Below are 26107 nucleotides of genomic sequence, written 5' to 3' on the forward strand. Positions count from 1 at the left end.
GCGCCAGGGGCTTCGTCTATCTCGGGGCAGACTGCGGCTTTCGCAGGATGCCCCAACCGGAAGGGGTGTACGCCTGTGCCGGCACTCGTGCTCGTTGGCGCTCAGTGGGGGGACGAGGGCAAGGGGAAGGCGACCGACCTCCTCGGTGGCTCCGTCGACTACGTCGTTCGCTACCAGGGCGGCAACAACGCCGGTCACACGGTGGTCATCGGCGACCAGAAGTATGCCCTGCACCTGCTCCCTTCCGGCATCCTCAGCCCGAATGTGACGCCGGTGATCGGCAACGGCGTCGTGATCGACCCGGGCGTGCTGCTCTCCGAGCTCAGCGGGCTGAACGAGCGCGGCATCGACACCTCCAAGCTGCTGATCTCGGGCAACGCCCACCTGATCACGCCGTACCACCGCACCCTGGACAAGGTCACCGAGCGCTTCCTCGGCAAGCGCCGGATCGGCACCACCGGCCGCGGCATCGGCCCGACCTACGCGGACAAGATCAACCGTGTCGGCATCCGGGTCCAGGACCTCTTCGACGAGTCGATCCTGCAGCAGAAGATCGAAGCGGCGCTGCACGACAAGAACCAGCTGCTGGTCAAGCTGTACAACCGCCGCGCCATCCCCGCCGAGCTGGTCCTGGAGGAGTACCTCGGCTACGCGGACAAGATCAAGCCGTTCCTGGCCGACACCACCCTGGTGCTCGACGAGGCGCTGAAGGCCAACAAGGTCGTCCTGCTGGAGGGCGGCCAGGGCACCCTGCTGGACGTCGACCACGGCACGTACCCCTTCGTGACCTCGTCGAACCCGACCGCCGGCGGTGCCTGCACCGGCGCCGGCATCGGCCCGACCAAGATCGACCGGGTCATCGGCATCCTGAAGGCGTACACCACCCGCGTCGGCTCGGGCCCGTTCCCGACCGAGCTGCTGGACGCCGACGGCGAGGCGCTGCGGCGGATCGGCGGCGAGCGCGGTGTGACCACCGGCCGCGACCGGCGCTGCGGCTGGTTCGACGCCGTGATCGCGCGCTACGCGACCCGGGTCAACGGCCTGACGGACTTCTTCCTCACCAAGCTGGACGTGCTGACCGGCTGGGAGCAGATCCCGGTCTGCGTCGCGTACGAGATCGACGGCAAGCGCGTCGAGGAGCTCCCGTACAACCAGTCCGACTTCCACCACGCCAAGCCGATCTACGAGACGCTGCCGGGCTGGACCGAGGACCTCAGCAAGGCCCAGACCTTCGCCGACCTGCCGAAGAACGCGCAGGCCTACGTGAAGGCGCTGGAGGAGATGTCGGGCGCGCCGATCTCCGCGATCGGCGTCGGCCCCGGCCGGTACGAGACGATCCAGATCAACTCGTTCGTCTGAGCCTGACCGGGTGAGACCGAGAGGCCCTGTGGGACGTCGCGTCCCGCAGGGCCTTCTCCTTGCCCTTGGGCTTCTGCACTAGTTCAATCAGATCTTGCATCTAGTACAGAGTCGGGCTACTTTTCGGATCATGACTGCGAAGCTGCCCGCCCCCGTCACCCTGACCGGCCGCCACGTCCGCCTGGAGCCGCTGCGCCGGGACCACCTGGCCGACCTCTGGGCCGCCGTCGGCCCCGACCCTGAGGTCTGGCGCTGGATCCCGTTCACCGCCCCGGCGACGGAGGAGGAACTGGGCGAGATCCTCGACATCCGGCTGGCCGAGGTCGAGGCCGGGAACGCCGTGAAGTTCGCCGTGATCGACCTCGCGAGCGGGCGGGCCGTCGGGATCACCGGGTTCTACGCCTTCGACGCCGCCGACGAACTCGTCGAGATCGGTGGCACCTGGTACGCCCGGTCGGCCTGGCGGACGGCCGTCAACACCGAGGCCAAGCTGCTGCTGCTCGTCCACGCCTTCGAGGAACTGGGCATGGGCCGGGTGTTCTGGAAGACCGACGCCCTCAACGACCGCTCCCGCAACGCGATCCTGCGCCTCGGCGCGTCCTTCGAGGGCATCCACCGGCGCGAGAAGCTCCGCGCCACCGGGGTCTGGCGCGACAGCGCCTACTTCTCGATGCTGGCGGACGAGTGGCCGGCGGCCAAGTCCCGCCTGGCGGAGCGCCTTTCGCGCGGCTGACGACCCGCGACGAGCTGGGCGACGACGCCGACGAAGAGCGCCGAGAGCAGCAGGACGGCGAGCAGGACGGCGCCCATCAGCCGCCGACCGCGATCGTGGCCCACACCGCTTTGCCGTACGGCCCGATGCGTTCCACCCCCCACTCGTCGGCGAGCACGTCGACCAGGTCGAGCCCGCGGCCGCTCGTCCGGGAGTGGTTCGGCACCGGGCGGACGAGGGGCGCGAGCGAGGCGTCCGCGACCGCGATGTGGAGCCTGCCGCGGCGGAGTTCGAGCACCACGGTGGGCGGGCCGTCGCCGTGGAGCAGGGCATTGGTGACCAGCTCGGAGAGGATCAGGCAGGGGGGCGTCGGGGTCGAGATCGAGGGCCTGGAGGGTGTCCCGCAGGAGGCGGCGGAGCGCCCCGACGATCCCGGGAAGGGCCGGCGGGAAGAGGTCGAGCCTGAAGTCGGACGCCGGATCGGCGTCCAGCGGGCGCAGGAGAGGGAGCAACATCGACTGTCTCCAGTCCAGTTGAGGTGAGGGTGTTCATGGAAGCCCGGGCCCCGTGGCTTGCCCCCGCCGACGATGAGGCGAGGGCAGGCGTCGGCAGCCTGCACGCCCATCCGGGGTGCGCTTCGGGAGAACTGATTGGCCATCAGGACTTGGCCATGACGCTCAACATAGAAGCCAGGGTCCATCGATGCTACAAAATATGGAGCCATTCACCCGATCGTGCGATCACGGCCTGGCCTTCCCCATCGAGGTGGACCACCCGATGCCATGGCGGCAGACTGCACCGAGGACCTACTGAGGGAAGGAATGCATGCCACCCCGCTTGTCGCCGACCGTGCGCCAGCAACGACTTGGCCTTGAGCTGCGCAAGATGCGCGAGTACGCCGGGATGACGCCACGAGCCATGGCAGCAGAGTTGGGCACGGACGCGCCCAAGGTCTCGCAGATGGAGAACGGCAAGTCCGGGATCAGCGCCGACCGCCTGCGCACCTGGGCGGCAGCCGCCAAGTGCACCAATACTGCTCTGATCGACGGGCTCACGCTGATGGCGCGGGACCGCGGGAAGAAGTGGTGGGACAACTTCCGCGAACAGATCCCCACCGGCTTCCTTGACATTGCCGAGATGGAACATCATGCGACGTCGTTGTTCGTCCTGAACACCACCTTCATTCCCGGGCTTCTACAGACCACCGGATACGCGGCCGGCGTGTTCGCTCGGATTCGCCCGGCACTTCCTCGCCACGCCACAGACATTCGGGTCGCGTTCCGAGTCCAGCGCCAGAGCCTGCTCACCGACAGCGACAAGCCGTATGTCGCCTTCGTCCACGAGGCCAGTCTGCGGATGCAGTTCGGTGGGCCGGCCGTGCTGCGAGAGCAACTCGCCAGCCTGCTGGAACACTCCGAGCGCCCTGGAATCAGCATCCGCGTGATCCCCTTCGAGATGGACACCTTCCCGGGCGCCGGGGAGAACCTCTACCTCGCGTGCGGCGCGATCCCGGAGCTGGACACGGTCCAGTACGACCTTGCGCAGGGGCCTCAGTTCGTCCACTCCGGTGCCGAGCTGCACACCTACCGCGAGATCATCACGGAGGCCGATTCCAGCGCGCTCAGCCCACAGAAATCTCGCGATTTCATTCACCGCACAATGCATGACCTGAAGGGGTAGCGAGACATGAGCAGCTGGCAGAAGTCCTCCTACAGCGGGGAATCCAACGAGTGCATCGAGGTGCGCACTGCCGAGGGCATGGTCGAGCTGCGCGAATCGGAGACCTACGACGTCATCATCCGCACCACTCCCCGCAAGTGGGTCGCCTTCCTCCTCGGGGTGAAGGCCGGCGAGTTCGACCACTTCGGCAGCTAGCGGAATCGATCCGGCGGCCCCTCGCAGGCCGCGAGGGGCCGCCGGACAAACCCACCGATCTGAAGGTCTGGAGAGCATGAACAACTGGCAGAAGGCCTCACTCAGCGGCGAAGCCGACGAGTCCCTCGAAGTCCGCATCGTCGACGACATGGTCGAGATCCGTGACCCCGACACCGGCGACATCATCGTCCGCACCACCCCCAAGAAGTGGGAGGCCTTCCTCCTCGGGGTGAAGGCCGGCGAGTTCGACCACTTCGTCGCCTGAGCGCACCGCTCCGGTGGCCCCTTGCGCCACGCAAGGGGCCACCGGGACTACCAGCGACCAATCCCCGAGAGACAGGGTCAGTCCGACCCTCCCTGTGACTGGCATACGCCCTTCGGAGGAGCAGTGGATTCCAGTATTCCGGCGAGGGCTGCGGCAGTGGGCCGAACCTCGGCCGACGCGAGCAGGACCGTACGGAGCACCTCCTGAAACGCCGGCCAGAGATCACTTGAAGCAAGTGGAATCCCACCAGTGGCGATGGCCGTACGCAGGACATCCGGACCGGACTCCTGCGGGTTGATTCCGGCCGTGGCGTAGTCAAGCGGCCACCCGCCCGTGATGCAGGTCCACAAGGTCCCGGCGAGTGCGTAGACCTCAGCAGCCTCGGTTGGCTTCACCGGCCGCACCCCGGCCTGAATCGAGGCGGCCAGCTCGGGGGCGACCAAGTGCGTCATGCCACCCATGAATGCCGGGTGCTGCTCGAAGCCAGGATGCCAGGCCCATGACAGATCGAGTAGTCGAACACCCTGGTCCGTGTGGACGGCGTGGGCAGGCTGGAGGTCGCAGTGGACCCATCCGGCAGCGTGCAGTTCGGCAACAGCGCGGCAGAGTCCGACAGCTCCACGGAGGGCTCGGCCGTGCCCGACTCCGCTCTCCCGCACGGGTGCGAACAACCCCCAGGTGGACGGCCCTCGAAGCCAGGGAGTCACGTACCAGCCCCCGCCCTCGAACCGCCCGGAAGTGACGCTGTAGCCGGGGAGCCGGTCGAGCACGGATGCCTCGCGGGCGGTGATCTCCTCGCCTTCGCCGTACCCCGCCTTGACAGCGTAGACGCCGTACACGGCAACGGCCTTCCACACGGTGGAACCCCGCCGTTCAGTGACAGGCGTGACATCGATGAAGGGCCCGGTGGTCTTCTCGATCTGGGCGCGGATGCGGTCGATCAACGGCTCTCCTGAAGGGAGGCGGCCCATGCCTTGATGACGGGCCAGTACGTGGCTGCTGCGGTGGCACTGGTCGGCTTACCGATGACGGGCAGGAGAACGTCACGGCCGTCGTCGCGGGCAGTGGCAATCGTGGCGGCCAAGTCCGGCGTGCCGTCGAGGAAGTGAGGGTCCCGGGGCCGCACGGCCGGACGCAGTGAGAGGAAGGTGACGGGCGGAACGGGAAGCGGATCACCCTTCCGGCCAGTGTCCTCCTCCCCCTTCCAGAACTTGCCCACCATCAGTCCGGCCGGAGCATAGAGATTCTTCAGCGCCCAGTGGGGCCAATCGATTTCAGGACGGCCGACACCGAGGACGACCACGTTCTCGCAGACGAGATGTCCCCGGGGCCACGGGGACAGAGCCCGGACGAATTCGGCGGCCTGAACGGCGGCAGCGAAGACGGCGCCCTCGATGTCCGCCGGCTCGGCTTCGGGCTTCACGGTGTAGGTGGTCCAGCCGGTGAGGTCGTTCCTCAGGGACGGACCGAGGTAGGGACAGAAGGACACCGTTTCGTCCACGTAGGCGTCGCAGCCCTCGGGGGGCTCGATGGTGCGGGACCTGGTGATGCGCAGAGCCCCGGCCAGGGACCGGGGCTCCGTGCGCGCGGGGAAGGTCACCGAGCCGTGGGGTTGGCCTTGGTGGAGGTCGGGGCCGCCTCGGGACTGCAGTTCCAGGACGCCCGGACCTCCCCCGTCGAACGGTAGTGGGCCAGCGACTCGCTGTTCACCGCACCACTGGCGTCGGTGAACCAGATCTCCGGCAGCGGCCCGTAGGCATCCTCGTAGGCGGACACCCACGAGACGAGACCCTCACCACGGCCCTCGACGTGAATCAGGGCGCGGCCGGCGTGCGCGATGGTGAACTCCTCGTGGGCGGTGGCGTCGTCAATGAGGCTGTGCCACGCCGAGTCGATCGCATCGGAGAACATCTCGGGGGCGGTGGAGCCGGCGGCCAGGCGGCGACCGGTGATGAGGAAGAACCTGCCCAGCTCGGCCAATTCGGTCGTCATGGGGCTCATGGCGGTGCTCCTTCCGTGGTGGCGGATGATGTGGCGCGACGGCCTCCCCAGGAGGATCCGCCGGATCAACCACCACGAAGTTACGGAGCAACTCGACGCGTCCTCAAGAAAGTTGCGAATAGTTGCGTGGCTTCACCCAAGCGCGTCAATCGCCGCCGTGACGGCCGCGCGCGCCTCCTGACCGTACACAGCGAGACCTTGAAGCTCGGCGAAGGTCTGGATGTACTCACGGACTTCGGACAGAGCGGTGATCCTCACGCGGGCGGTCACCAGTTCGACTTCGACCAGTCGGTCATCAAGCACATGGAACGTCTCCACCGGCCACAGCGCACGCCGGGCGGTGAAGGGGATGATGCCGAGGCTCACCCGGGGCAGCGCCATGACCGAGAGCAGGTGCCCGAGTTGGCCGGCCATCGCGGATGCCTCAGCGATGCGGTAGCGCAGAACGGATTCCTCGACCAGGCAGGCGATGCGGTGATTTCCCTCGTACATCGGCCGAGTGCTCTGCATCCGCTGCGCGACAGCCTGTTCGAGGTCGTCGACCGAATTGGCATCGTTGGCGAACCGGGAGAGGATCGCGGCGGCATATCGATGGGTCTGGAGCATCCCAGGGACTACGTCGGAGGAGTAGAAACGCAGAATCCGCGATTTCCTGTAGGCCTGGGTGTAGGTCTCTTGGAGCTGCCGGAGTCCAGCGCGTTGAAGGCGTTTCCACTCCATGTACATCGACGAGACCGACCGAGAGGCCGCAATCAGTTCGGGGATCTGGTTCTCGGCCCCGCAGGCGGTGCACCAGGCCCGAATGTCGGAGTCGGACGGAGCGACTTCGGCCTTCTGCAGGCGCGACGTCTTCGCCGGGTGCCAGCCGCACCGGGCAGACAGCTCACGCCCGGTGAGTCCGGCATCCTTCCGCATGTGCTGAAGCCGATCGGCCAGTGCCTGTCGGGCAGCCTGTGCGGCAGAGAGCGGTGACGTGGGCATGAGCTGTCCGCCGGACGGTACGAGGGCTCAGACGGTGTACTGGTCGTGCGGGACGGCGCGCTCCCACACCGTCTCGAACGCGGTGGAGACCAGCTTCACCGTGGCCGGATCCTCGGTGCACTCATGGCCGATCCAGTCGCCGTCACCGGTGAACCAGTGGAAGAGGACCAGACGGTCGTCGATCAGCCAGAGGTCGTTGCCCGGCAAGGCGATATCGGAAGCAAGACGCCGGGGCAACCAGCGGACGTGTTCACCGGCGGCGATGTTCACCGGGGTCAGTGCGTGCTCCCACCTGATGTAGTCGGTCACCGGTTCGGATACGATCCTCGCTCGGCGCATCACCACACCGCGGCCAACGGTCTCCCGCACGAGCGGCACCCAGTCGGCCCAACCGTCCGATTCCGGGTTCAGATCGACTTTCCCCGAGCGCACGAACTCCTCGAACTCCTCGGCTTCGTCGGCGACGCCATAGGCATCACGCATCTCCAGGTGCACGGCCGTCCGTCGTGCCCCCTTCAGCAGGGCGGAAAAGTCCGGCACGTTCTGCGTCATCGCACGCCTTCCTCAAGGTCGGGATCATTCGCATGGGGATACGAACGATGGCTTCGTGGTCGGGGATACCCCGCTCGTGGCCGGGTACCCAATCGGACCCACAGATCCGGGCTTCGAGTTCGGGGGCCGCCTTCCACCCCTGGATGACAATCTCGTGCGTCTCGTCCTCGATCCACACCGTCGGCGAGCCTCCCGACTTGCTTTCAGGATCGATCCCGGCGAAGTCCAGCCCCATGATGATCTCCTGCGTCCAACCCGTTGCGGGTAGTTGCGGCTCACACCGTGTCGCCTGGTTCGCCGGAGCGTCAAGGGCGCGTTGGAGCAGGCGCTCTCTGCAGCTTGAGCCCCTGCCCGGACTTCCTAGAGCTCGTAGCCTCGCCGCACAGGAAGTCGGACCGGCCGACTTCCTGTGCGGCGAGGACGGCGTCGGGCGCGAGTGCCGTGCCCGTCCCCGGTGGGCGGCACCGGCCGTCCACCGGGGAGGCGACCCGCTACATCCGGTCCGGGGCCTGGATGCCGAGCAGGTCCAGGCCCCGGGCCAGGGTCCGCGCGGTCAGCCGGCACAGGGCCAGCCGGTTCGCCCGCGCGGCGGCGGTCTCCGCCTTGAGGACCGGGCAGGCGCCGTAGAAGTCCGTGAAGGCCTTCGCCAGCGAGAACAGGTACCCGCAGAGCCGGTGCGGCTCCAGCTCCTGGGCCACTTCGCGCACGGTGGCGTCGAACCCGTCCAGCAGCAGGATCAGCGCACGCTCCGCGGGGTGCAGCGGCAGCGTGGTGTCGACCGGCCGCTCCAGGGCCTCCGCCGGAGCCTTGCGCAGGATGCTCCGGACCCGGGCGTGCGCGTACTGCAGGTAGACGCCGGTGTCGCCCTGGAGCGAGACCATCCGGGCGATGTCGAAGACGTAGTTCTTCGCCCGGGAGGTCGACAGGTCGGCGTACTTGACCGCGCCGATGCCGGCTGCCCGGATCACCTCCTCCATCGCCTCGCCGGTCAGGTCGTGCGGCTTGTCGGCCAACGCCTCCCGCGCCCCCTCGACCGCCGCGTCCAGCAGCTCCGCGAGCCGCACCGTGCCGCCGGAACGGGTCTTGAACGGGGTGCCGCCGGGGCCCATCACCGTCCCGAACGGCACGTGGACGGCCTCGACCTCGTCGGTGAGCCAGCCGGCCCGCCGGGCGGTGGCGAAGACCATCCGGAAGTGCAGGGACTGCCGGGCGTCGACGACGTACAGGATCCGGTCCGCCCGGAGCGTCCGGATCCGGTGGCGCAGGGTGGCCAGGTCGGTGGCCGCGTAGCCGTAGCCGCCGTCCTTCTTGCGGACGATCAGCGGCACCCGCTCGCCGTCCGGGCCGGTGACGTCGTCGAAGAACACGCAGAGCGCGCCGTCGCTGTCGACCGCGATGCCGGCCTCGACCAGCTCCCCGACGAGCTCGTCCAGGAACGGGTTGTACGTCGACTCGCCCACGGAGTCCCGCTCCGTGAGCAGGACCCCGAGCCGGTCGTAGAGCTGCTGGAACGCCCGGCCGGACACCGCGACCAGCTCCCGCCACACCGCCAGCGTGGCCTCGTCGCCGCCCTGCAGGGCCACCACCCGCCGCCGGGCCCGCTCGACGAACTCCGGGTCGGCGTCGAACTTCTGCCGCGCCGCCCGGTACAGACCGTCGAGCACCGAGACCTGCGCGCCGGCGGCGGCGTCCGGGTCGCCGCCGCGCCACCGTGCCTCGGGGTGTTCGTCGATGTACTGGATCAGCATGCCGAACTGGGTCCCCCAGTCGCCCAGGTGGTTCTGCCGTACGACCTCGCCGCCGAGGAACGTGAGGACCCGGACCAGCGCGTCACCGATCACGGTCGTCCGCAGGTGGCCGACGTGCATCTCCTTGGCGATGTTCGGCGCCGAGTAGTCGATGACGGTGCGGGTGCCGGCCAGCGGGAGGCCGACGCCCAGCCGCTCGCCCGCCAGCCGGGCCTCGACCTGCGCCCAGAGCCGCGAGTCCGCCACCGTGAGGTTGAGGAACCCGGGGCCGGACAGCGTCGCCGAGATCGCCCCTCCGTCGAGCTCGCCCAGGAGCTGCCGCGCGAGGGCCTGCGGCGGGAGCCCGGCCCGCTTGGCCAGCGACAGGGCGGCGTTCGACTGGAAGTCGGCGTGCTCGGAGGGTCGGACGAGAGGGTCTCGCTCGGACAGCTCGGGCGGCAGGACGCGGGCCATGGCGGCCGACACGGCGTGCTCAGCAAGGCCGATCACTGCGATTACCTCGGTCACGGGGATTCCCTTTCCGGCGTGAAACGGCTGCCTCACCGCCAATGGGCCTGAATGGTAGGGCCGCGGACCGATCGTTCACCTCTGATTTAGCGGCCGCGGCCGGGCAGCGGCGGCCCTCCCGGCCCTCTCGGCCGGCCCCGTGGCGCGCGCCCCCGTGGCCCGCGCCCCCGCCGAGGCCGGGACCAGGCCGAGGACGGGAGGGCCGGGCGTCGTACGGCTGCGCGCCACCGGGCCGCCGGGCGGCTCGCGGGCGGCCGGCGCGACGCCCCGCCGGAGGCGGTCGCCCCGGGCGCGGTCGCCCGGGCCGGATACTGGGAGCACGAGGCCCGCCCCCGGCCCCGCCCGGGGTACCGAACCCGCGCGACCACCCGGCCCGGACGGCGGCGGTCGGCGCGGACGGCGGTCGGCCGGACCGGGCCGCGCCGACCGACCGACCGACCGACCGACCGACCGAGACGAGCCGTACGTGCCGACCGCACCCGTGATCCGCAGTGCCACCCCCGGCTCCTTCGCGTGGAGCGTGTTCCACGAACGCCACCCGGAGCTCGTCCGGCAGGTGCTGGACGCGCTGCCGTACGGGCCCGCCCAGCGGGCCGCGCTGCGGCAGCTGCTGACGGAGAGCACCACGGGCGTCCTGGAGCCGCCGGGCGAGGGCGTGCACGACCGGGAGCGGTGGCTGGTCTGGGGCGAGGGCCTGTGGGGCCGGCCCTGGGGCGAGGCGCCGTTCCTGTGGGCGGAGAACTGGTTCTACCACCGGCTGCTCGACGCCACCGGGTACTTCCGGCCCGGGGCCTGGCAGGGCATCGACCCGTTCGGCCCGTTCAAGGCCGCCGAGTTGGCGGGCCCGGCGGTGGACGGCGAACTGGCGGCGCTGGAGCCGCTCGGTGACCTGCCCCGGCGGCAGCGCGAGGAGGCGCTGGTGGCCTCCGCCCTGTGGGGGAACCGCGCCGACCTCAGCTTCGGGATGACCTCGACGGGCGGCGGCGCCGACACCGATCCGGTCGTTGACGACAGCGCACTGCTCCGGGCCGAACTGGAGCGGGCCCGGGGCGGGCGGATCTGCGTCGTCGCGGACAACGCCGGCCGGGAGTTGCTGCCGGACCTGGTGCTGATCGACCACCTGCTCGCCGACGGCCCGGCGGCCGAGGTGGTGCTGTACGTGAAGCCCCGGCCGTACTTCGTCTCGGACGCGACCGGGGCCGATCTGCTCGCCACGGTCGAACGCCTGCGGACGGCTCCCTCGCCCCGCGCGGCGGCGGTCGGCCGACGGCTGTGGCAGGCCCTCGGCACGGGCCGGCTCGCCGTCCGGGCCCCCGCGTTCCTCTGTGCGCCGCTGACGTTCCACGAGCTGCCCGCCGGGCTCCGGGCGGAGTTCGCCGGTGCGGCGCTGACGATCTTCAAGGGGGACCTCAACTACCGCCGTCTGGTGGGCGACCGGCGCTGGCCGCCGACCACCCCGTTCGCGGAGGCGGTGGAGTACTTCCCGTCGTCCGTCGCGGCGTTGCGGACGCTCAAGTCGGACGTGGTCGTGGGCGTCGAGCCGGCGGTCGTCGCCCGGCTCGACGCCTCCGGGGCCGCGTGGCGCACCAGCGGGCGGTACGCGGTGGTCCAGGTCCACCGGCGGCCGCCGGAGCGGTGAGCGCGAGGCGCCCCGGAGACCGCCCGACCGCCCGACCGGCCGACCAGCCGCCGGGCCAGCCGTCCGACCGGCGAAATGGGCAGGAAGCGGCCGCCCCGGCTTCGATACACTGCGCACGCCCACAGTGGACCTTCGCTCTGTGTGGCAGCCCGGAGTCCGGCCGCGCGTGCCGGGGCTCCGTTGCGGCCCCCAGACCCTGCGCCTGTCACGGCACTCCGGGCTGGGGTGCGTGCGGGAGAAATTGGAGCATCCGAGGATGGCTCGGCACCTGATCACCAGCGCCCTTCCGTACATCAACGGGATCAAGCACCTGGGCAACATGGTCGGGTCCATGCTCCCGGCGGACGTCTACTCCCGCTATCTGCGGCAGCGTGGGCACGAGGTGCTGTACATCTGCGCCACCGACGAGCACGGGACGCCGGCCGAACTGGCCGCCCAGGAGGCCGGGCTGCCGGTCGCGGAGTTCTGCGCGCAGGCGCACGACCAGCAGAAGGCCGTCTACGACGGGTTCCGGCTGTCGTTCGACCACTTCGGGCGCAGCTCGTCGCGGCAGAACCGGGAGATCACCCAGGAGATCGCCCGCGAGCTGCACGCCAACGGGTTCATCGAGGAGCGGGCGATCCGCCAGGTGTACTCGGTCACCGACGGTCGGTTCCTGCCCGACCGGTACATCGTCGGCACCTGCCCGCACTGCGGCTACGACAAGGCCCGCGGCGACCAGTGCGAGAACTGCACCCGGGTGCTCGACCCGACGGACCTGCTGGAGCCGCGCTCGGCGATCAGCGGCAGCTCCGACCTGGAGGTGCGCGAGACGAAGCACCTCTTCCTCCTCCAGTCGAAGCTGACCGAGCAGGTCGAGACCTGGGTCGAGGCGCACGGCGACCAGTGGCCCGTCCTCGCCTCCTCGATCGCCCGCAAGTGGCTGACCGAAGGACTGCAGGACCGCGCCATCACCCGTGACCTGGAGTGGGGCGTCCCGGTGCCGGCCGATGTGTGGCCGGAGCTGGCGGCCGCGGGCAAGGTCTTCTACGTCTGGTTCGACGCCCCGATCGAGTACATCGGCGCGACCAAGGAGTGGGCGGACGCGGCGGCCGACGGCGAGGTCCGGGACTGGAAGTCCTGGTGGTACGAGGCCGACGAGACCGTCCGGTACACGGAGTTCATGGCCAAGGACAACGTCCCGTTCCACACGGTGATGTTCCCGGCCACCCTCCTCGGCTCGCGCAAGCCCTGGAAGAAGGTCGACTACGTCAAGGCCTTCAACTGGCTGACGTACTACGGCGGCAAGTTCTCGACCAGCCAGAAGCGGGGCATCTTCACCGATGTCGCGCTGGAGCTGCTGCCGGCCGACTACTGGCGCTACTTCCTGATGGCGCACGCCCCCGAGTCGGACGACTCCAGCTTCACCTGGGACCTCTTCGCCTCCGTCGTCAACAAGGACCTCGCCGACACCCTCGGCAACTTCGTCAACCGCGTGCTCACCTTCAGCCGCAAGCGGTTCGGCGACGACGTCCCCGCCGGTCACGCGGCGGGCGAGGCGGAGGAGCGGCTGGGCGCGCAGATCGCCGAGCTGCTGGCCGAGTACGAGGCCCAGCTGGAGGCGCTGAACTTCCGCAAGGCGGCGCAGGCCCTGCGCACGCTGTGGAGCGCGGGGAACGCCTACCTGGACGAGAAGGCGCCCTGGCTCCAGGTGAAGACCGACCCCGAGGCCGCCGCACTGACCCTGCGGACGGCGATGAACCTGATCCACCTGTACGCGGTGGTCTCCGAGCCGTTCATCCCGGCCGCGGCGCAGGCCATGCGTGAGGCGTTCGCGCTCGCCGACGACGCCCCGGCCCGGACCCGCGCCTGGGTGGGTGCCGAGGAGGCGCGCACGCTGGACTTCGTCCCGGCGGGCACCGCGTTCACCGTCCCGCCGGTGCTCTTCGCCAAGATCACGGACGAGGACCTGGCCGGCTGGACCACCCGCTTCGGCGGCGGCGAGCAGGCCTGACGGCGGGCCGCACCGGTCCGCGCACGGACCCGACGGCGCGACCCCGCCGCCTCCGCCCGGCAGCGGGGCCGCGCCGTACCGGTGTGCGGGCCACCGGGCGGAGCCGGGCGGGCGGTCAGGGGGTGTGCCGCCCCGGGCCGGTGGTCTCGGCGGCCACCCAGGCCAGGTAGTCGGCGCTGCCCGCCACCACCGGGACGGCGATGATCTCGGGCGTGTCGTAGTCGTGCTCCTCGGCGAGGAAGGCCGCCAGCCGGGCGGCCAGCTCGGCGCGGGTCTTGAGGTCGACGCGCCACTCGGCGCCCTCCCGCACCTCGCCGTCCCACCAGTAGACCGACCGGACGGGGTGGATCTGCGCGCACGCGGCCAGTCGGGCGCGCACCGCGGTGACGGCGAGGGCGCGCGCCTTGTCCTCGGTGTCGTGGGTCGTGGTCACCACGACGACGTCAGGGGTGGAAGCTGCCATGGCGCGACCGTACCGCCGGACCGGCGTCGCGCTGTCACGCTGTCACGCCGAGCGGGACGGCGGACCGCCCGGCCTCCGCCGCACGGGGTGCCGGCGTGACGGGCACGGGAGCGGCGTTCAGGCGAGGCTGCCGCGGGCCGCGGTGAGGACGGTGGCGATGTCGGGGGCGTCGCCGGCGGCCTCGTCGAGGCTCGCGCCGAGCGTCTCCCGGTAGGTGGTCCGGGCCTCCTCCTGGCGGGCGCGGCCGGTGGCGGTGATGACGGTGTAGACGCCGCGCTTGTCGTCCGGGCAGGAGTCCCGGTAGGTGAAGTCGGCGGCGTGCAGGCGGGCGACCAGGCGGGTGACCGAGCTCTGGTTGAGGCCGAGCCCGGCGGCGAGGTCCTGCATCCGCAGCTCCCCCTTGGGCGCTTCGGCGAGGAGGCCGAGGGCGCGGTACTCGGAGAGCCCGAGGCCGTGCCGGCGCTGGAGGGCGGTGGCCAGGCGGCTCTCGATGTGCGTGTGCAGAGCGGTCAGCCGGCTCCACATCCGGGCGTCCGCGTCGTCGCCGGTGGGACTGGGTCGGGTGGACATGGGCTGCTCCCTGGCCGGGCGGGGGTGGTTGACACAGATTACTTGTACATGCATGCTCTTGCCCAGCGAATCTACTTGCACATACATACAACAACCATGACCCCGGGGGTTCTCATGGCCTGGATCCACCTGCTCATCGCCTCGGTCTTCGAGGTCGTCTTCGCCCTCGCCACCAACGCGTCCCACGGCTTCACCGTGCTGGGGCCCTCACTGCTCAGCGCCGCGGCCGCCGGCGGCGGGATCTTCTTCCTCAGCCTGGCCCTGAGGACCCTCGACGTCGGCGTCGGCTACACCGTGTGGACCGGGATCGGCTCGGTCGGCACCGTCCTCCTCGGCTCCCTGATCTTCCACGAGTCGATGAACGCCGGAAAGGCGGTCGCCTTCGTGCTGATCATCGGCGGGGTGCTCGGCCTCAAGCTCGCCGACCGGTTCGGCGGCCCGCGGCCGACCTCGGCCTGAACCGCCCCGCCCGGTCCCGCGGTTCGCCGCACCCGCCCGTCCCACCCTCTCACCACTCCCACCCCCTCCCACCCACAGGAGCAGTCCGTCATGGCCTGGGTCTTCCTCGCGATCGCCGTCGTCTTCGAAATCGCCTTCGCCCTCGGCACCAACGCCACCCGGGGCTTCACCAGGCTCTGGCCGTCCGTCTTCACCCTGGTCGCCGCCGCGGCCGGCGTCTTCACCCTGAGCCAGGCGCTCAAGACCCTCGACGTCAGCGTCGGGTACACGATCTGGACCGGGCTCGGCTCGATCGGCACCGTGATCTTCGGCGCGGTGCTCTACAAGGAGCGGATCACCCTCCCCAAGCTGCTCTCCTTCGCCTCGATCATCGCCGGCGCGATCACCCTGAAGCTCGCCGCCGGAATCTGAACCGGCGCCGTCACCACCGGGTTTCACCCGTTCGTGGCATCGCCCCGGTCGCGTGCCATCCGCGAGACTGGCGCTTCCCGACCGACCCGAGGGAGGCGGCGATGGACGCCGAGGACGAGCCGCTGGAGCAGTGGTACGCCGAGCGGGAGGGCCGCCGGCGGGCACCCGGGACGCGGGACGCGATCACCCTGGCGCCCGGGCCGCGCCGCGGGTCGCACGTCTTCCGGGACGTGCCGCGCCTGGTCGTCGAGTGGGACGGCTTCGAGTGGCAGCCGGTCGCGGTGGCCGAGAGCTACGCGCACGCGTACCCGCTGATCGTCCGGTCCGGGCCGCCCGACGCGTCGCCCGCACCGGTCACGGGCGACGCCGCCCCGGCGGGCGACGCGGCGGCCGGGCCCCGGCCCCCCGGGGCGACGTTCCCCCAGGCGGACACCCCGGTGGCCCTGTTCCGGAAGGGCACCGGGCGCCACCGCAGGCCGGACCGGTGAGCACGGGGTCTCGACGGCCGGGGCCGGCCCCCGGCCGCCGCGTCACTACGGTGCCCGCGTCACTCGGTGCCGGCCGCCCGGGCGGTGTGGACGGTGGTGGCGGTGAGGTAGAAGGCGTCCGGCCGGTTGAGGATGCCGGTGGGAGCGGCGGGATCGAGCAGCGCGTCCAGGGTCGCGCGGTCGGCGGCGTCGAGGCCCTCACCGATCCGCCCGCGCTGCCGGCTCAGCAGCGTGTGCAGATAGCCGCGAGCCGTCGGGTCGAGCGGCGCCGGCAGGTCGGTGAGGAAGGTCCGCGTGCCGCTGGGGACGAGGCCGGCCCCGGCCAGCAACGCGGGCCAGTCCTCCACCGTGGCCACGGTGTCGGGGAGTTCGGCCCGCATCTCGGCGAAGGTCTCCTCCTGGGCGGCGTCCAGTCGGGCCTGGAGGCCCGGCCGGCCGAGACCGATGTCCCGGGGGAGGAAGCGCAACGGCAGTCCGCGCTCGGCCACGGCCAGCAGGCCGCCCGGGCGCAGGGAGCCGGCCAACGCGGTCAACGCCGCCTGCTGGTCACCGAGGTGGTGGACGGTGTTGGCGGACCAGATCAGGTCCGCGGCGCCGAGCGTGCCGAAGTCGCCCGGCAGCTCGGCCTGGCGGGTGGTGAGGCGGCCGGCCGAACGGGCCCCGGCCCGCTCCAACAGGGCCGGGGACTGGTCGACCGCGACCACCTCGGCGTCCGGGAAGACCTCGGCCAGCAGCCCCGCGATCACGCCCGGCCCGCTGCCGACGTCCAGGACCCGCCGGACGCCGCCGTGCGCGGCACCGCCGTCCAGCAGCCCGCTCAGCCAGTGGGCGGCCTGGGTGACGGCGGGGGCGCGCAGTTCGGCCTCGCGCTCCAGCAGGGTGGCGAGGGCGTCCCAGTCGAAGTCACCGCCGGCCCCGTGGTCGTGCCCGTGCCCGTGCTGGTGCCCCTGGTCTTGGCTGGGGCCGTGGCCAGGGCCGTGGCCGTGCTCCGGTCCGTGGCCGTGCTCCGGTCCGTGGCCGGGCGCGGCGTGGTGCGGTCGGTTCATGACGTACTCCGTTCCGGTGGAGGAGGGTTCACGACGGTGGGGTTCCCGCGCTCCGCGGCCGCGGCGGCCGGCCCCGGCGATCACCTCCGGCGCCAGGCTGCGACAGCGGTCGCCTCACCGGCAAGCCCTGTTGCCGGTTCCGCAAAAGGGACCTCGCCCGACCACCGACGCCACCGGGTCGCCGACGCTTGCCCTGGAGCGCGCTCCAGCCCCTACTGTCGGTCGCCTCGGCACGGATCCCATCCCGAACAAGGAGGCTGAACCATGCGCTACCGCGTCCTCGGCGGCACCGGCATCGAGGTGAGCGCCTACTGCCTGGGCACCATGATGTTCGGCCCGGTCGGCAACCCCGACCACGACGACTGCGCCCGCATCATCCACACCGCCCTCGACCGGGGCATCAACTTCGTCGACACCGCGGACATGTACTCGGCGGGCGAGTCCGAGGAGATCGTCGGCGAGGCACTGCGGCGCCGCGGCGGCCGCGACGACGTCGTCCTCGCCACCAAGGTGCACTTCCCGATGGGCGAGGGCCGCAACCGGCGCGGCAACTCGCGGCGCTGGATCGTCCACGAGGTGGAGGAGAGCCTGCGCCGGCTGCGCACCGACTGGATCGACCTCTACCAGGTGCACCGGCCCGACCACACCACCGACATCGAGGAGACCCTCGCAGCGCTCGGCGACCTCGTCACGGCCGGCAAGATCCGCGCCTTCGGCTGCTCGACCTTCCCCGCCGAGGAGATCGTCGAGGCGTACCACGTCGCCGAACGCCGCGGCCTGCCCCGCTTCCGCACCGAGCAGCCCCCGTACTCGCTGCTCGCCCGCGGCATCGAGCGGGACGTGCTGCCGACCGCACGGCGGCTCGGCATGGGCGTGCTGACCTGGAGCCCGCTCGCCTCCGGCTTCCTCACCGGCCGCTACCGCAAGGGCCGCCCGATCGACCTCGGCACCGGCCGCGCCGCCCTCACCCCGGCCCGCTTCGATCCGGCGCTGCCGGTCAACGCGGCCAAGCTGGACGCCGTCGAGGAGCTGACCGCGCTCGCCGACGACCTCGGCCGCACCCTGCCCGAACTGGCCCTCGCCTTCCCGCTGGCGCACCCGGCCGTCACCTCGGTGATCATCGGCCCGCGCACCGGGGAGCAGCTGGCCGCGGCCCTCAAGGGCGCCGACCTCACCCTGGACGACGCCGCCCTCGACCGGATCGACGCCATCGTGCCGCCCGGGAGGAACGTCTACCACCCGGACGGCGTCTGGCAGCCGCCCGCCCTCACCGACCCGGCGCTGCGCCGCCGCCCCGCCACCGACCGCGCGGCGGGCTAGCTGCCCGCGCCCGGGGCCGGCGGGTCGGGCCGCCTCCGAACCGCCCGCGGGCCCGCGCCCCGCGTCGGCCGTGACCTCCGATCATCAGGGCAGGGGTCCCGCCGAGGGCCTAGCTCCGCAACAGGTCGACCACGCCGACCAGGTCCTCCGCTCCGGCCCCCTCCGCGAGCCGACGTGCCATCAGCGCGAAGTACGGGGCGAGCAGCTCCGGGCTGACGCCCTGCTCCTCGGCGGTGCGCAGGAAGGTGGGGGTGCCGGCGACCTGCATGGCGAGGTTGGAGACCACCCCCAGGGTGTAGTCACCGGCCTCCAACTGCGCGGCGCTCTGCTCCACCGAGCCGGCCATCGCCCGGAGCCAGGAGGTCAGCAGCGGCGCGAGGTCACTGGGGGCCACGGCCTCCTCGCCGATCAGCGCGAAGGCGTGCGCCACCCCGGCGAACATGCCGTACATGGCGCTCAGCAGCGCCACGTCGTACAGGGCGGCGAAGCCGGCGTCCTCGCCGACGAACCGGGTGCCGGCCGGGACGGCGAGGGTGTCGCGGTGCTGCTCGAACAGCTCGGACGAGCCGCTGTAGAAGACGTACGGACCGGCCGCCGAGACGCCGATCATCGGCGGGACGGCCATGATCCCGCCGTCCAGGTAGCGGGCACCGCGCTCACGGACCCAGGCGGCGCGGGCACGCGCGAGGCCGGGGGTGCTGGTGACGAGGTTGACGACGTCCCGGCCGGCCAGCTCGACACCCTCCAGCGCCTCCTCGACGGAGGCGTCGTCGAGCAGACAGACGACCACCAGCCGGCTGGCCGCGACCGCCTCGGCGGCGGTGCCGGCGACGGTGGCGCCCTGGGCGGCGAGCGGTTCGGCCCGGGCGGCGGTGCGGTTCCAGACGGTCAGCGGATGCCCGGCGGCGAGCCAGGTCCGCGCCAGCGCGGTGCCCATCGCACCGAGTCCGAGCAGGGTGACGGAGGTCTTCGACAGGGGGTCAACGATGTTCTGTGCCATGCTGATCAGGCTCTTCGCCGGGGCGGTCGGCGGACAAGTACGCACCTCGAAGTGGGTGGTTACCCTGAGGTGAGCGATGAGGTCGGGAGGGGTGGGGGATGGCGACGGTGCCGAGGCCGGGTGCGTACGTCTGCGGGATCGACGCGGCGATGGACGTGATCGGCGGCAAGTGGAAGGTGCTGATCCTCTGGGCGCTGGACGAGCGCCCGTACTGCCGCTTCGGCGAGCTGCGCCGCCTGGTGCCGGGGATCACCGAGAAGGTGCTCGCCGCCCATCTGCACGAACTGGAGGCCGACGGCATCGTGCACCGCGAGTCGTACGAGGAGGTGCCGCCGCGCGTCGAGTACTCACTGACGGCGGTCGGGGCGCAGCTCAACGCGGCGCTGGCACCGTTGGGGGCCTGGGGCCGCGAGCACGTCCTCGGCGGGGACGCGCACCCCGTCCGGGGGGCCGGGTGACGCGACGGCGCACGGGGGCGGCGCGCCGGGCCGACCCCGCGCCGACGGGCCGGGCGGCCCCGCGCCGGGCGGTCGCGGGCCGGGCGATCGCGAGTCAGGCCGTCGCGGGTCAGGCGATCGCGGCCGCCACGATCGCCGCCACCGCGACGTTGCAGCTGGCGGTGACCCAGACCGCCGGGTGCGGCTCCGGGTCGACCAGGATCACGCCGAGCTTGCCGGGCGTCAGGATGTCCACCGCCCAGAACGCGACGGCCATCAGCCCCAGGCCGAGCAGACCGAAGCAGGCCGTGGAGACGAGGCCCTTGCCGAAGTCCGCGTAGGTGTACATGATCGCGGTGAAGACGATCCCGCCGATACCGAGCAGCGCGGAGCTGAGCACCACGGCGGCGTTGCGGTTGCGCTCCACCCAGATCTGGTGACCGAGCCGGCCCGGCGTCAGCACGTCCACCAGACCGACGCCGAGGAGCAGCAGCACCACACCGACGGCGCCGAAGGCGGCCGCCGCACCGAGGCCGTACAGGATGTCGTTCATGGGTGTGTCCGTCCCCCGTGTCCGCTCACTGAATCCCGTCGGACCAGGCCGGGGCCACGTCCGACGGTCAAGGATCGGCAAAACATATCCCATCGCCCCCGTGGCCGAACAGGAATCCGGGGCCCCTCCCGTACTGTCCTGCCCCACGCGTACCATCGGGCGCCATGACGCCGTCGCAGCCACCCATCCCAGCCCCAGGGCCCGGCAGCCCGGGCCAGGACGCCCGGCGCCGTTCGGGCTTCGTCACCCTCGGCATGGTCGGCACCCTCGCCCTGGCCCTGTCCGGCTGCTCCTCCGGCAGCGGTGGCTCCACGCCGAGCCGCTGCGTCGACCCGTCGACGCTCAAGGTGCTGGACAGCCACGCGTGCGCGGGCGGCACCACGACGGCCGCCGCCGGCCGCTGGTACTACTGCGGCTCCGGCACCACCACCGCGCTCGGCGGCACCTTCGACAAGGCCGCCACCAAGCGCGGCGGTTTCGGCTGCCCGTCCGGCTCCAGCGGCTCGGGCGGGGGCTGACCACCGTGCGCCGCCGCACCATCGACCCGCGTCCCGACTGGCTGGCCACCGTCGAGGGCCAGGGCCTGATCTACGCCATGTGCTCCGACCCCTGCAACCAGGGCGGCCCGCACGCCTACTGGGACGAGAGCGCGTACTACGAGTTCTCGCTGCCCGAGGTGGAGGCGCTGGAGGAGGTCGTCGAGGAACTGCACGAGCTGTGCCTGGCCGCCGCCGACCACGTGGTCCGCACCGGCCGGTTCGCCGACTACGGGATCACCGACCCCCGGCTCGCGGCCACCGTCGCCGAGTCCTGGCGGCGGCGCGCCGAACAACCGGCCGTCTACGGGCGGTTCGACCTCGCCTACGACGGCACCGGTCCCGCCAAGCTGTTCGAGTACAACGCCGACACCCCGACCTCGCTGATCGAGGCGGCCGGCCCGCAGTGGTTCTGGATGGAGGAACGGTTCCCCGCCGCGGACCAGTGGAACTCGCTGCACGAGCGGCTGGTCGCCTCCTGGACCCGCCAGAAGCACCTGCTGCCGCCCGGCCCGGTGCACTTCGCCCACTCGCGCGGCGACACCGAGGGCGAGGACTGGATGACCACCCTCTACCTCCAGGAGTGCGCCGAGCAGGCCGGCCTCGAAACGGTCGGCATCGCCATGGAGGACATCGGCTGGGACGGCCTCTCCGGCCGCTTCGTCGACCTCGAACACCGCTTCATCCGCTCGGCGTTCAAGCTCTACCCGTGGGAGTGGCTGGCCGAGGACGAGTTCGGCGCCCAGCTGCTGGACGTCATCGACCACGGCGGCGGCACCGGCTCCACGCTGTGGATCGAGCCGGCCTGGAAGATGCTGCTCTCCAACAAGGCGCTGCTGGCGGTGCTCTGGGAGCTCAACCCCGGCCACCCCAACCTGCTGCCCGCCTACCTGGACGGCCCGCGCGAACTCGCCGACCCGGCCGGGCCCGGGTACGCGGCCAAGCCGCTGCTCGGCCGGGAGGGCGCCGGCATCCGGATCGTCGGGCCGGACGGCGGCGAGACCCGGCTCGCCGACTGGGCCGGCGACCCGGACCGCTACGGCGCCGAGGGCCACTGCTACCAGCAGTACCACCCGCTGCCCGACTTCGACGGCAACCGCCCGGTCCTCGGCACCTGGGTGATCGACGGCGAGGCGGCGGGCCTCGGCATCCGCGAGACGGACGACAGCCCGATCACCCACCAGGGCGCCCGCTTCCTGCCGCACATCATCGTCTGACCGGCGCGGGCCGGGGCCGGTCGGCCCGGCCCGCGCCTCCCACCCGGGGTCAGTCCTCCTCCGTCAGGTGGTCCACACAGGCCGCCACCGCCAGCAGGAGCCCCGCGTCGGCACCGTCGGCCACCTCCACGCCGTAGGTGTCACGGATCCGGAACCACTTGCGGGAGATCCGGGCGAGGTCGTCGCCGCGGTCGTTCTCGATCCGGTAGTCCTTGTCGATCAGGTTCCCGTGGATCTTCAGTTCGCCGCCACCGGCCAGCTCCACGAGGTACTTGTCGCGGAACGGCGTGAACAGCTTCTCCCGGACGGTCGCGACCACGTCGCCGTCGGCGTTCTCGATCTTCATCGCGTCCCGGACGGTGAACGCCTTCTCCTTCACCACCGCCACCACCCGGCCGCCGGCGTCCTTCAGCTCGAAGGTGTGGCGCAGCCGCAACACCTTCCCGTCCACCAGGAAGGCCTTGTGCCCCCGGTCGTCCTCGATCCAGTAGTCGTCACCGATCGTGAACAACTTCTCCCTGACCAGGTACCGCATACCGCCTCCTCCTGCGCGTGGACGTGCCGTCCATTCGACCCGATCGGTCTCCCCGCGCGAAGCACCGCCACACATCGGCGTTGAATGGCCCCGTGAACCCCTCCGACGACACCGCCGTCCCCACCGCCGTCATCCTGCGCACCGAACGCCTCGACCTGCTCCCGATCGGGCCCGAGCACGCCGAGGCGATGGCCGCCGCCCTCGCCGACCCGGCCCTCTACACCTTCACCGGCGGCAAGCAGCTCCCGCTCGCCGGCGTCCGGGGCGAGATCACCGTCTTGGACTTCTGGACGTTCTCGTAGAGATCTTGCCCCAGGGCCCGCATGTACCGGTCAGCCTCTCGGTGAGCCTCGGAGTTGATAAGTTCAATTAGCCACTCATGGTGTGTATCAACTCCGAGGAGAGCGACATTGGCCGGACGGGGCAGGCCCAGCCGCAGTACGGTCTACAACCGACTCACCGGCGCGCTGACGGAGCTGAACGAGCGCTTCGGCGGACTCCCCAGCCCCAGAGAGGCCCAGGAGATCTGGGACGACATCTGGCATCAGGAAGCACACCACTCCACCGCGCTTGAGGGCAACACACTGGTCCTGCGCGAGGTGCAAGCACTCCTGGATCAAGGACGGGCCGTCGGAGCGAAGCCGCTCAGCGAGTACAACGAGGTCCAGGGATATGCCGACGCCGCCCGCTGGGTGTACGGCCAGGCGCTGGAACCCGACGCCTGGCATGACGGGCGCCTCATCACCCTCGGCGAGATCCGCCATATCCACCACACAGCCATGACCCCGGTCTGGAACGTGGCGCCCCACCCGGAGGCAGGTGACCGCGAGGGCCCTGGCAGCTTCCGCGAACACGACATCGCCCCCTTCGCCGAGGGAATGACGCCGCCACGCTGGCCGCTGGTGCCGGCACAGGTCGAGCAGTGGGTTACCGAGGTCTGCGCCCTTGGCCAGCTGATCGAGAAGAGCGCGGATCTCGGGCGCCCGCTCCCCGAAGAACTGGCCCGCATCCACGACCACTTCGAGCGAATCCACCCGTTCCTCGACGGCAACGGTCGAACGGGCCGACTCGTCATGAACCTTGTCCTCGTCCGCCTCGGATATCCGCCGATCATCATCTTCAAGCGACAGCGGGACGCGTACCTGACCGCGCTGCGCAGAGCGGACGCAGGAGACTACGGCACCCTCGGCGAACTGATCGCCCGGGCCATGGAGGACAACCTCAACCGCTTCATCGTCCCCAACGTCGCCGGCCCCGCGAGGATGGTCCCGCTCGCCGCGCTCGTCGACCAGGAGCTCTCCCTCGCAGCGCTCCGACAGGCGGCCCAGCGTGGTCGCCTGAACGCCGCACAGGGCTCCGACGGAGTTTGGCGCTCCTCGCGCAAATCCGTCGCGGCCTACAAGGCCGCGAAACATCAACGGAGGCCCCGCTCCACAGCATGACGCCCGACACCGGAATGCGGACACCGGGTGTGCGGTTTGATGGGGGTATGGCATCTCGTGCACGTGTACGCGCCCCCGAGTTGGTCGGGGCAGGCGGTTGGCTGAACACCGGCGGCAGGGAACTCACGCTCGCCGACTTCCGGGGCAAGATCACCGTCTTGGACTTCTGGACGTTCTGCTGCATCAACTGTCTCCATGTCCTGGACGAACTCCGCGAGTTGGAGGAGAAGCACCGCGACACCGTGGTGATCGTCGGCGTCCACTCCCCCAAGTTCGTGCACGAGGCCGACCACCAGGCCGTGGTGGACGCCGTCGCCCGGTACGAGGTGCACCACCCGGTGCTGGACGACCCGGCGCTCGCCACCTGGAAGCAGTACGCGGTGCGGGCCTGGCCGACGCTGGTGGTGATCGACCCGGAGGGGTACGTGGTCGCCCAGCACGCCGGCGAGGGGCACGCGCACGCCATCGCCCGGCTGGTCGAGGAGCTGGAGGAGGAGCACGCGGCCAAGGGCACCCTGCGCCGCGGCGACGGCCCGTACGTGCCGCCCGAGCCCACCGCGGGGGATCTCAAGTTCCCCGGCAAGGCCGTGCGGCTGCCGAACGGCCACTTCCTGGTCGCCGACTCCGGCCACCACTCGCTGGTCGAGCTGGCCGAGGACGGCGAGAGCGTCGTCCGCCGGATCGGCGACGGCGTGCGCGGCCTGGTCGACGGCGCCGCCCCCCGGTTCAGCGAGCCGCAGGGGCTGGCCCTGCTCCCGGCGGGCTCGGCCTACGACGTGATCGTGGCCGACACCGTCAACCACGCGCTGCGCGGCGTCCGGCTGGCCGACGGCAGCGTCGAGACCCTGGCCGGTACCGGCCGGCAGTGGTGGCAGGGCTCCCCGACCGAGGGCCCGGCCCGCGAGGTGGACCTCTCCTCGCCGTGGGACGTCGCCTGGTTCGACGGCAAGGTCTGGATCGCCATGGCCGGTGTCCACCAGCTCTGGGCGTACGACCCGGCCACCGGCACCGTCGGCGTCGCGGCCGGCACCACCAACGAGGGCCTGGTCGACGGCCCCGTCGCCGAGGCCTGGTTCGCCCAGCCGTCCGGCCTTGCCGTCTCGGCGGACGGCGAGCTGCTCTGGGTGGCCGACTCGGAGACTTCGGCCCTGCGTTCGGTTTCACGTGAAACAAAGACGGTCCGGACGGCCGTGGGCACCGGCCTGTTCGACTTCGGTCACCGCGACGGCGCGGCCGGACAGGCGCTGCTCCAGCACCCGCTGGGCGTCACCGTGCTGCCCGACGGTTCGGTGGCCGTGAGCGACACCTACAACCACGCGCTGCGCCGGTTCGACCCGGCGAGCGGTGAGGTCACCACGCTCGCCACCGACCTGCGCGAGCCCTCCGGCGCGGTGCTGGTCGACGGCGACATCGTGGTGGTCGAGTCCGCCCGGCACCGGCTGACCCGGCTGCGGCTGCCGGAGGAGGCCGTCCGCGTCGAGTCGGTGGCGCACCGCACCCAGCGGGCCGCCACCGAGGTCGCCCCCGGTGCGTTGCGGCTGGACGTGGTCTTCTCGGCGCCCACCGGCCAGAAGCTGGACGAGCGCTACGGCCCGTCCACCCGGCTGCTGGTCAGCTCCACCCCGCCCGAGCTGCTGGTCTCCGGCGCGGGAGCGGACACCGCGCTCTCCCGCGAGCTGGTGCTCTCCGACCGGGTGACCGAGGGCGTGCTGCACGTCTCGGCGATGGCCGCCTCCTGCGACGACGACCCGGAGATCGAGTACCCGTCCTGCCACGTGCACCAGCAGGACTGGGGCGTGCCGGTGAAGCTGGCCGAGGACGGTGCCCGCCGGCTGCCGCTGGTGCTCGCCGGGATGGAGTAGCCGTCACCGGCCGGTGACGGCAGCGCGGATGGCCCCCCCCGGCCCCGGGGCGGCGGCCGCGGGGGGGGGTTTTCGAGGGGTGGGGGGGCGGGGCAAGCCGCCCAGGAAGCCCTTGACCGCCGAGCCACGCCGGGAG

At 71.4% G+C, this 26107-nt stretch carries 31 protein-coding genes; 17 read left to right on the forward strand and 14 right to left on the reverse strand.

Going from position 1 to position 26107, the window contains the following annotated elements; all coding sequences use genetic code 11:
* The first annotated feature begins 75 nt into the window (after positions 1-75).
* Complete coding sequence (locus tag ACFXHB_RS12685; protein ID WP_359805533.1) at positions 76-1359, forward strand: adenylosuccinate synthase; 1284 nt, start codon at positions 76-78, stop codon at positions 1357-1359.
* 130 nt (positions 1360-1489) lie between these two features.
* Complete coding sequence (locus ACFXHB_RS12690; RefSeq protein ID WP_380574026.1) at positions 1490-2092, forward strand: GNAT family N-acetyltransferase; 603 nt, start codon at positions 1490-1492, stop codon at positions 2090-2092.
* Between the two features lie 76 nt (positions 2093-2168).
* Here the strand turns inward: ACFXHB_RS12690 and ACFXHB_RS12695 are convergent, their stop codons facing one another.
* The gene (locus ACFXHB_RS12695) at positions 2169-2372 is read right to left on the reverse strand and encodes an ATP-binding protein (RefSeq protein ID WP_380574028.1); all 204 of its coding nucleotides are present in this window, start codon (positions 2370-2372) and stop codon (positions 2169-2171) included.
* Between the two features lie 524 nt (positions 2373-2896).
* On the opposite strand from ACFXHB_RS12695, the gene ACFXHB_RS12700 reads away from it, so the two are divergent.
* The 3 genes from ACFXHB_RS12700 (at position 2897) to ACFXHB_RS12710 (ending at position 4211) form a co-directional block, all read left to right on the forward strand.
* A complete protein-coding gene (locus ACFXHB_RS12700; protein WP_380574029.1) occupies positions 2897-3751 on the forward strand; it encodes a helix-turn-helix domain-containing protein in 855 nt (284 codons plus the stop codon).
* A gap of 6 nt (positions 3752-3757) precedes the next feature.
* Positions 3758-3946 (forward strand): DUF397 domain-containing protein, encoded by a 189-nt coding sequence (locus tag ACFXHB_RS12705; protein ID WP_380574030.1) that lies wholly within the window; start codon positions 3758-3760, stop codon positions 3944-3946.
* 76 nt (positions 3947-4022) lie between these two features.
* Positions 4023-4211, forward strand: a complete 189-nt coding sequence (locus ACFXHB_RS12710; RefSeq protein ID WP_380574031.1) for a DUF397 domain-containing protein — start codon at positions 4023-4025, stop codon at positions 4209-4211.
* Between the two features lie 77 nt (positions 4212-4288).
* Here ACFXHB_RS12710 and ACFXHB_RS12715 read toward each other — a convergent pair whose 3' ends face one another.
* From ACFXHB_RS12715 to argS, 7 genes are all read right to left on the reverse strand, one after another.
* Positions 4289-5155, reverse strand: coding sequence for a hypothetical protein (locus ACFXHB_RS12715; RefSeq protein WP_380574032.1), 867 nt, complete (start codon positions 5153-5155; stop codon positions 4289-4291).
* On the reverse strand, positions 5152-5712 hold the full coding sequence (locus ACFXHB_RS12720) for a DUF6875 domain-containing protein (protein WP_380574033.1): 561 nt from the start codon (positions 5710-5712) through the stop codon (positions 5152-5154). The genes ACFXHB_RS12715 and ACFXHB_RS12720 overlap by 4 nt, the downstream gene beginning before the upstream one ends.
* Positions 5713-5807: 95 nt before the next feature.
* Positions 5808-6212 carry a hypothetical protein gene (locus tag ACFXHB_RS12725; RefSeq protein ID WP_380574035.1) on the reverse strand — a complete coding sequence of 135 codons (405 nt, stop codon included), beginning with the start codon at positions 6210-6212 and terminating at the stop codon, positions 5808-5810.
* 132 nt (positions 6213-6344) lie between these two features.
* Entirely contained in the window at positions 6345-7193 is an 849-nt protein-coding gene (locus ACFXHB_RS12730) for a helix-turn-helix domain-containing protein (RefSeq protein WP_380574036.1), read from the reverse strand.
* Between the two features lie 27 nt (positions 7194-7220).
* Positions 7221-7745, reverse strand: coding sequence for a DUF6879 family protein (locus ACFXHB_RS12735; RefSeq protein WP_380574037.1), 525 nt, complete (start codon positions 7743-7745; stop codon positions 7221-7223).
* Entirely contained in the window at positions 7669-7980 is a 312-nt protein-coding gene (locus ACFXHB_RS12740; RefSeq protein WP_380574038.1) for a hypothetical protein, read from the reverse strand. Before ACFXHB_RS12740 ends, ACFXHB_RS12735 begins: the two co-directional genes overlap by 77 nt.
* A gap of 256 nt (positions 7981-8236) precedes the next feature.
* A complete protein-coding gene (gene argS, locus ACFXHB_RS12745; RefSeq protein ID WP_380574039.1) occupies positions 8237-10000 on the reverse strand; it encodes an arginine--tRNA ligase in 1764 nt (587 codons plus the stop codon).
* 466 nt (positions 10001-10466) lie between these two features.
* On the opposite strand from argS, the gene ACFXHB_RS12750 reads away from it, so the two are divergent.
* The gene (locus ACFXHB_RS12750) at positions 10467-11639 is read left to right on the forward strand and encodes a damage-control phosphatase ARMT1 family protein (RefSeq protein ID WP_380574041.1); all 1173 of its coding nucleotides are present in this window, start codon (positions 10467-10469) and stop codon (positions 11637-11639) included.
* A 256-nt stretch (positions 11640-11895) separates the two neighbouring features.
* A complete protein-coding gene (gene metG, locus ACFXHB_RS12755) occupies positions 11896-13632 on the forward strand; it encodes a methionine--tRNA ligase (RefSeq protein WP_380574043.1) in 1737 nt (578 codons plus the stop codon).
* A 115-nt stretch (positions 13633-13747) separates the two neighbouring features.
* Here the strand turns inward: metG and cutA are convergent, their stop codons facing one another.
* Positions 13748-14095, reverse strand: a complete 348-nt coding sequence (cutA, locus tag ACFXHB_RS12760) for a divalent-cation tolerance protein CutA (protein ID WP_380574045.1) — start codon at positions 14093-14095, stop codon at positions 13748-13750.
* A gap of 117 nt (positions 14096-14212) precedes the next feature.
* Positions 14213-14665 (reverse strand): MarR family winged helix-turn-helix transcriptional regulator, encoded by a 453-nt coding sequence (locus tag ACFXHB_RS12765; RefSeq protein WP_380574046.1) that lies wholly within the window; start codon positions 14663-14665, stop codon positions 14213-14215.
* Between the two features lie 96 nt (positions 14666-14761).
* Here ACFXHB_RS12765 and ACFXHB_RS12770 point away from each other — a divergent pair, with 96 nt between their 5' ends.
* From ACFXHB_RS12770 to ACFXHB_RS12780, 3 genes are all read left to right on the forward strand, one after another.
* Positions 14762-15124, forward strand: coding sequence for a DMT family transporter (locus tag ACFXHB_RS12770; RefSeq protein ID WP_380574047.1), 363 nt, complete (start codon positions 14762-14764; stop codon positions 15122-15124).
* A 90-nt stretch (positions 15125-15214) separates the two neighbouring features.
* Entirely contained in the window at positions 15215-15535 is a 321-nt protein-coding gene (locus ACFXHB_RS12775; RefSeq protein WP_380574048.1) for a DMT family transporter, read from the forward strand.
* Between the two features lie 101 nt (positions 15536-15636).
* Entirely contained in the window at positions 15637-16023 is a 387-nt protein-coding gene (locus ACFXHB_RS12780) for a DUF6087 family protein (RefSeq protein ID WP_380574050.1), read from the forward strand.
* 59 nt (positions 16024-16082) lie between these two features.
* Here ACFXHB_RS12780 and ACFXHB_RS12785 read toward each other — a convergent pair whose 3' ends face one another.
* The gene (locus ACFXHB_RS12785) at positions 16083-17069 is read right to left on the reverse strand and encodes a class I SAM-dependent methyltransferase (RefSeq protein ID WP_380574051.1); all 987 of its coding nucleotides are present in this window, start codon (positions 17067-17069) and stop codon (positions 16083-16085) included.
* A gap of 264 nt (positions 17070-17333) precedes the next feature.
* Between ACFXHB_RS12785 and ACFXHB_RS12790 the strand changes: the two genes are divergently transcribed.
* Positions 17334-18389, forward strand: a complete 1056-nt coding sequence (locus tag ACFXHB_RS12790; protein WP_380574052.1) for an aldo/keto reductase — start codon at positions 17334-17336, stop codon at positions 18387-18389.
* A 109-nt stretch (positions 18390-18498) separates the two neighbouring features.
* Here the strand turns inward: ACFXHB_RS12790 and ACFXHB_RS12795 are convergent, their stop codons facing one another.
* The gene (locus ACFXHB_RS12795) at positions 18499-19389 is read right to left on the reverse strand and encodes an NAD(P)-dependent oxidoreductase (RefSeq protein WP_380574053.1); all 891 of its coding nucleotides are present in this window, start codon (positions 19387-19389) and stop codon (positions 18499-18501) included.
* A gap of 98 nt (positions 19390-19487) precedes the next feature.
* Between ACFXHB_RS12795 and ACFXHB_RS12800 the strand changes: the two genes are divergently transcribed.
* Complete coding sequence (locus ACFXHB_RS12800; protein WP_380574054.1) at positions 19488-19847, forward strand: winged helix-turn-helix transcriptional regulator; 360 nt, start codon at positions 19488-19490, stop codon at positions 19845-19847.
* Between the two features lie 109 nt (positions 19848-19956).
* On the opposite strand, the gene ACFXHB_RS12805 is transcribed toward ACFXHB_RS12800, so the two are convergent.
* The gene (locus tag ACFXHB_RS12805; protein WP_380574055.1) at positions 19957-20379 is read right to left on the reverse strand and encodes a DUF350 domain-containing protein; all 423 of its coding nucleotides are present in this window, start codon (positions 20377-20379) and stop codon (positions 19957-19959) included.
* Between the two features lie 164 nt (positions 20380-20543).
* On the opposite strand from ACFXHB_RS12805, the gene ACFXHB_RS12810 reads away from it, so the two are divergent.
* Both ACFXHB_RS12810 and ACFXHB_RS12815 read left to right on the forward strand, forming a co-directional pair.
* Positions 20544-20897 carry a hypothetical protein gene (locus tag ACFXHB_RS12810; RefSeq protein ID WP_380574056.1) on the forward strand — a complete coding sequence of 118 codons (354 nt, stop codon included), beginning with the start codon at positions 20544-20546 and terminating at the stop codon, positions 20895-20897.
* Between the two features lie 5 nt (positions 20898-20902).
* Positions 20903-22132 (forward strand): glutathionylspermidine synthase family protein, encoded by a 1230-nt coding sequence (locus tag ACFXHB_RS12815; protein ID WP_380574057.1) that lies wholly within the window; start codon positions 20903-20905, stop codon positions 22130-22132.
* A 49-nt stretch (positions 22133-22181) separates the two neighbouring features.
* On the opposite strand, the gene ACFXHB_RS12820 is transcribed toward ACFXHB_RS12815, so the two are convergent.
* Positions 22182-22667 carry an LURP-one-related/scramblase family protein gene (locus ACFXHB_RS12820; RefSeq protein WP_380574058.1) on the reverse strand — a complete coding sequence of 162 codons (486 nt, stop codon included), beginning with the start codon at positions 22665-22667 and terminating at the stop codon, positions 22182-22184.
* A 92-nt stretch (positions 22668-22759) separates the two neighbouring features.
* Between ACFXHB_RS12820 and ACFXHB_RS12825 the strand changes: the two genes are divergently transcribed.
* The 3 genes from ACFXHB_RS12825 (at position 22760) to ACFXHB_RS12835 (ending at position 25971) form a co-directional block, all read left to right on the forward strand.
* Complete coding sequence (locus ACFXHB_RS12825; RefSeq protein ID WP_380574059.1) at positions 22760-22969, forward strand: hypothetical protein; 210 nt, start codon at positions 22760-22762, stop codon at positions 22967-22969.
* 108 nt (positions 22970-23077) lie between these two features.
* A complete protein-coding gene (locus ACFXHB_RS12830) occupies positions 23078-24109 on the forward strand; it encodes a Fic family protein (protein ID WP_380574060.1) in 1032 nt (343 codons plus the stop codon).
* Between the two features lie 47 nt (positions 24110-24156).
* Positions 24157-25971: an NHL domain-containing thioredoxin family protein gene (locus ACFXHB_RS12835; protein ID WP_380574061.1), complete on the forward strand. Its 1815-nt coding sequence runs from the start codon at positions 24157-24159 to the stop codon at positions 25969-25971.
* The last annotated feature ends 136 nt before the right edge of the window (positions 25972-26107 follow it).

Source organism: Kitasatospora sp. NPDC059327 (assembly GCF_042752535.1).
In the GTDB taxonomy this organism is placed as follows: Bacteria; Actinomycetota; Actinomycetes; order Streptomycetales; family Streptomycetaceae; genus Kitasatospora.

Bases quoted from the DNA above. Each gene is read 5' to 3' on its own strand.
- ACFXHB_RS12690 (WP_380574026.1), top strand. From the start codon at position 1,490: ATGACTGCGAAGCTGCCCGCCCCCGTCACCCTGACCGGCCGCCACGTC.
- ACFXHB_RS12700 (WP_380574029.1), top strand. From the start codon at position 2,897: ATGCCACCCCGCTTGTCGCCGACCGTGCGCCAGCAACGACTTGGCCTT.
- ACFXHB_RS12705 (WP_380574030.1), top strand. From the start codon at position 3,758: ATGAGCAGCTGGCAGAAGTCCTCCTACAGCGGGGAATCCAACGAGTGC.
- ACFXHB_RS12710 (WP_380574031.1), top strand. From the start codon at position 4,023: ATGAACAACTGGCAGAAGGCCTCACTCAGCGGCGAAGCCGACGAGTCC.
- ACFXHB_RS12725 (WP_380574035.1), bottom strand. From the start codon at position 6,212: ATGAGCCCCATGACGACCGAATTGGCCGAGCTGGGCAGGTTCTTCCTC.
- ACFXHB_RS12730 (WP_380574036.1), bottom strand. From the start codon at position 7,193: ATGCCCACGTCACCGCTCTCTGCCGCACAGGCTGCCCGACAGGCACTG.
- ACFXHB_RS12735 (WP_380574037.1), bottom strand. From the start codon at position 7,745: ATGACGCAGAACGTGCCGGACTTTTCCGCCCTGCTGAAGGGGGCACGA.
- ACFXHB_RS12740 (WP_380574038.1), bottom strand. From the start codon at position 7,980: ATGGGGCTGGACTTCGCCGGGATCGATCCTGAAAGCAAGTCGGGAGGC.
- metG (WP_380574043.1), top strand. From the start codon at position 11,896: ATGGCTCGGCACCTGATCACCAGCGCCCTTCCGTACATCAACGGGATC.
- cutA (WP_380574045.1), bottom strand. From the start codon at position 14,095: ATGGCAGCTTCCACCCCTGACGTCGTCGTGGTGACCACGACCCACGAC.
- ACFXHB_RS12765 (WP_380574046.1), bottom strand. From the start codon at position 14,665: ATGTCCACCCGACCCAGTCCCACCGGCGACGACGCGGACGCCCGGATG.
- ACFXHB_RS12770 (WP_380574047.1), top strand. From the start codon at position 14,762: ATGACCCCGGGGGTTCTCATGGCCTGGATCCACCTGCTCATCGCCTCG.
- ACFXHB_RS12775 (WP_380574048.1), top strand. From the start codon at position 15,215: ATGGCCTGGGTCTTCCTCGCGATCGCCGTCGTCTTCGAAATCGCCTTC.
- ACFXHB_RS12780 (WP_380574050.1), top strand. From the start codon at position 15,637: ATGGACGCCGAGGACGAGCCGCTGGAGCAGTGGTACGCCGAGCGGGAG.
- ACFXHB_RS12785 (WP_380574051.1), bottom strand. From the start codon at position 17,069: ATGAACCGACCGCACCACGCCGCGCCCGGCCACGGACCGGAGCACGGC.
- ACFXHB_RS12790 (WP_380574052.1), top strand. From the start codon at position 17,334: ATGCGCTACCGCGTCCTCGGCGGCACCGGCATCGAGGTGAGCGCCTAC.
- ACFXHB_RS12795 (WP_380574053.1), bottom strand. From the start codon at position 19,389: ATGGCACAGAACATCGTTGACCCCCTGTCGAAGACCTCCGTCACCCTG.
- ACFXHB_RS12800 (WP_380574054.1), top strand. From the start codon at position 19,488: ATGGCGACGGTGCCGAGGCCGGGTGCGTACGTCTGCGGGATCGACGCG.
- ACFXHB_RS12805 (WP_380574055.1), bottom strand. From the start codon at position 20,379: ATGAACGACATCCTGTACGGCCTCGGTGCGGCGGCCGCCTTCGGCGCC.
- ACFXHB_RS12810 (WP_380574056.1), top strand. From the start codon at position 20,544: ATGACGCCGTCGCAGCCACCCATCCCAGCCCCAGGGCCCGGCAGCCCG.
- ACFXHB_RS12820 (WP_380574058.1), bottom strand. From the start codon at position 22,667: ATGCGGTACCTGGTCAGGGAGAAGTTGTTCACGATCGGTGACGACTAC.
- ACFXHB_RS12835 (WP_380574061.1), top strand. From the start codon at position 24,157: ATGGCATCTCGTGCACGTGTACGCGCCCCCGAGTTGGTCGGGGCAGGC.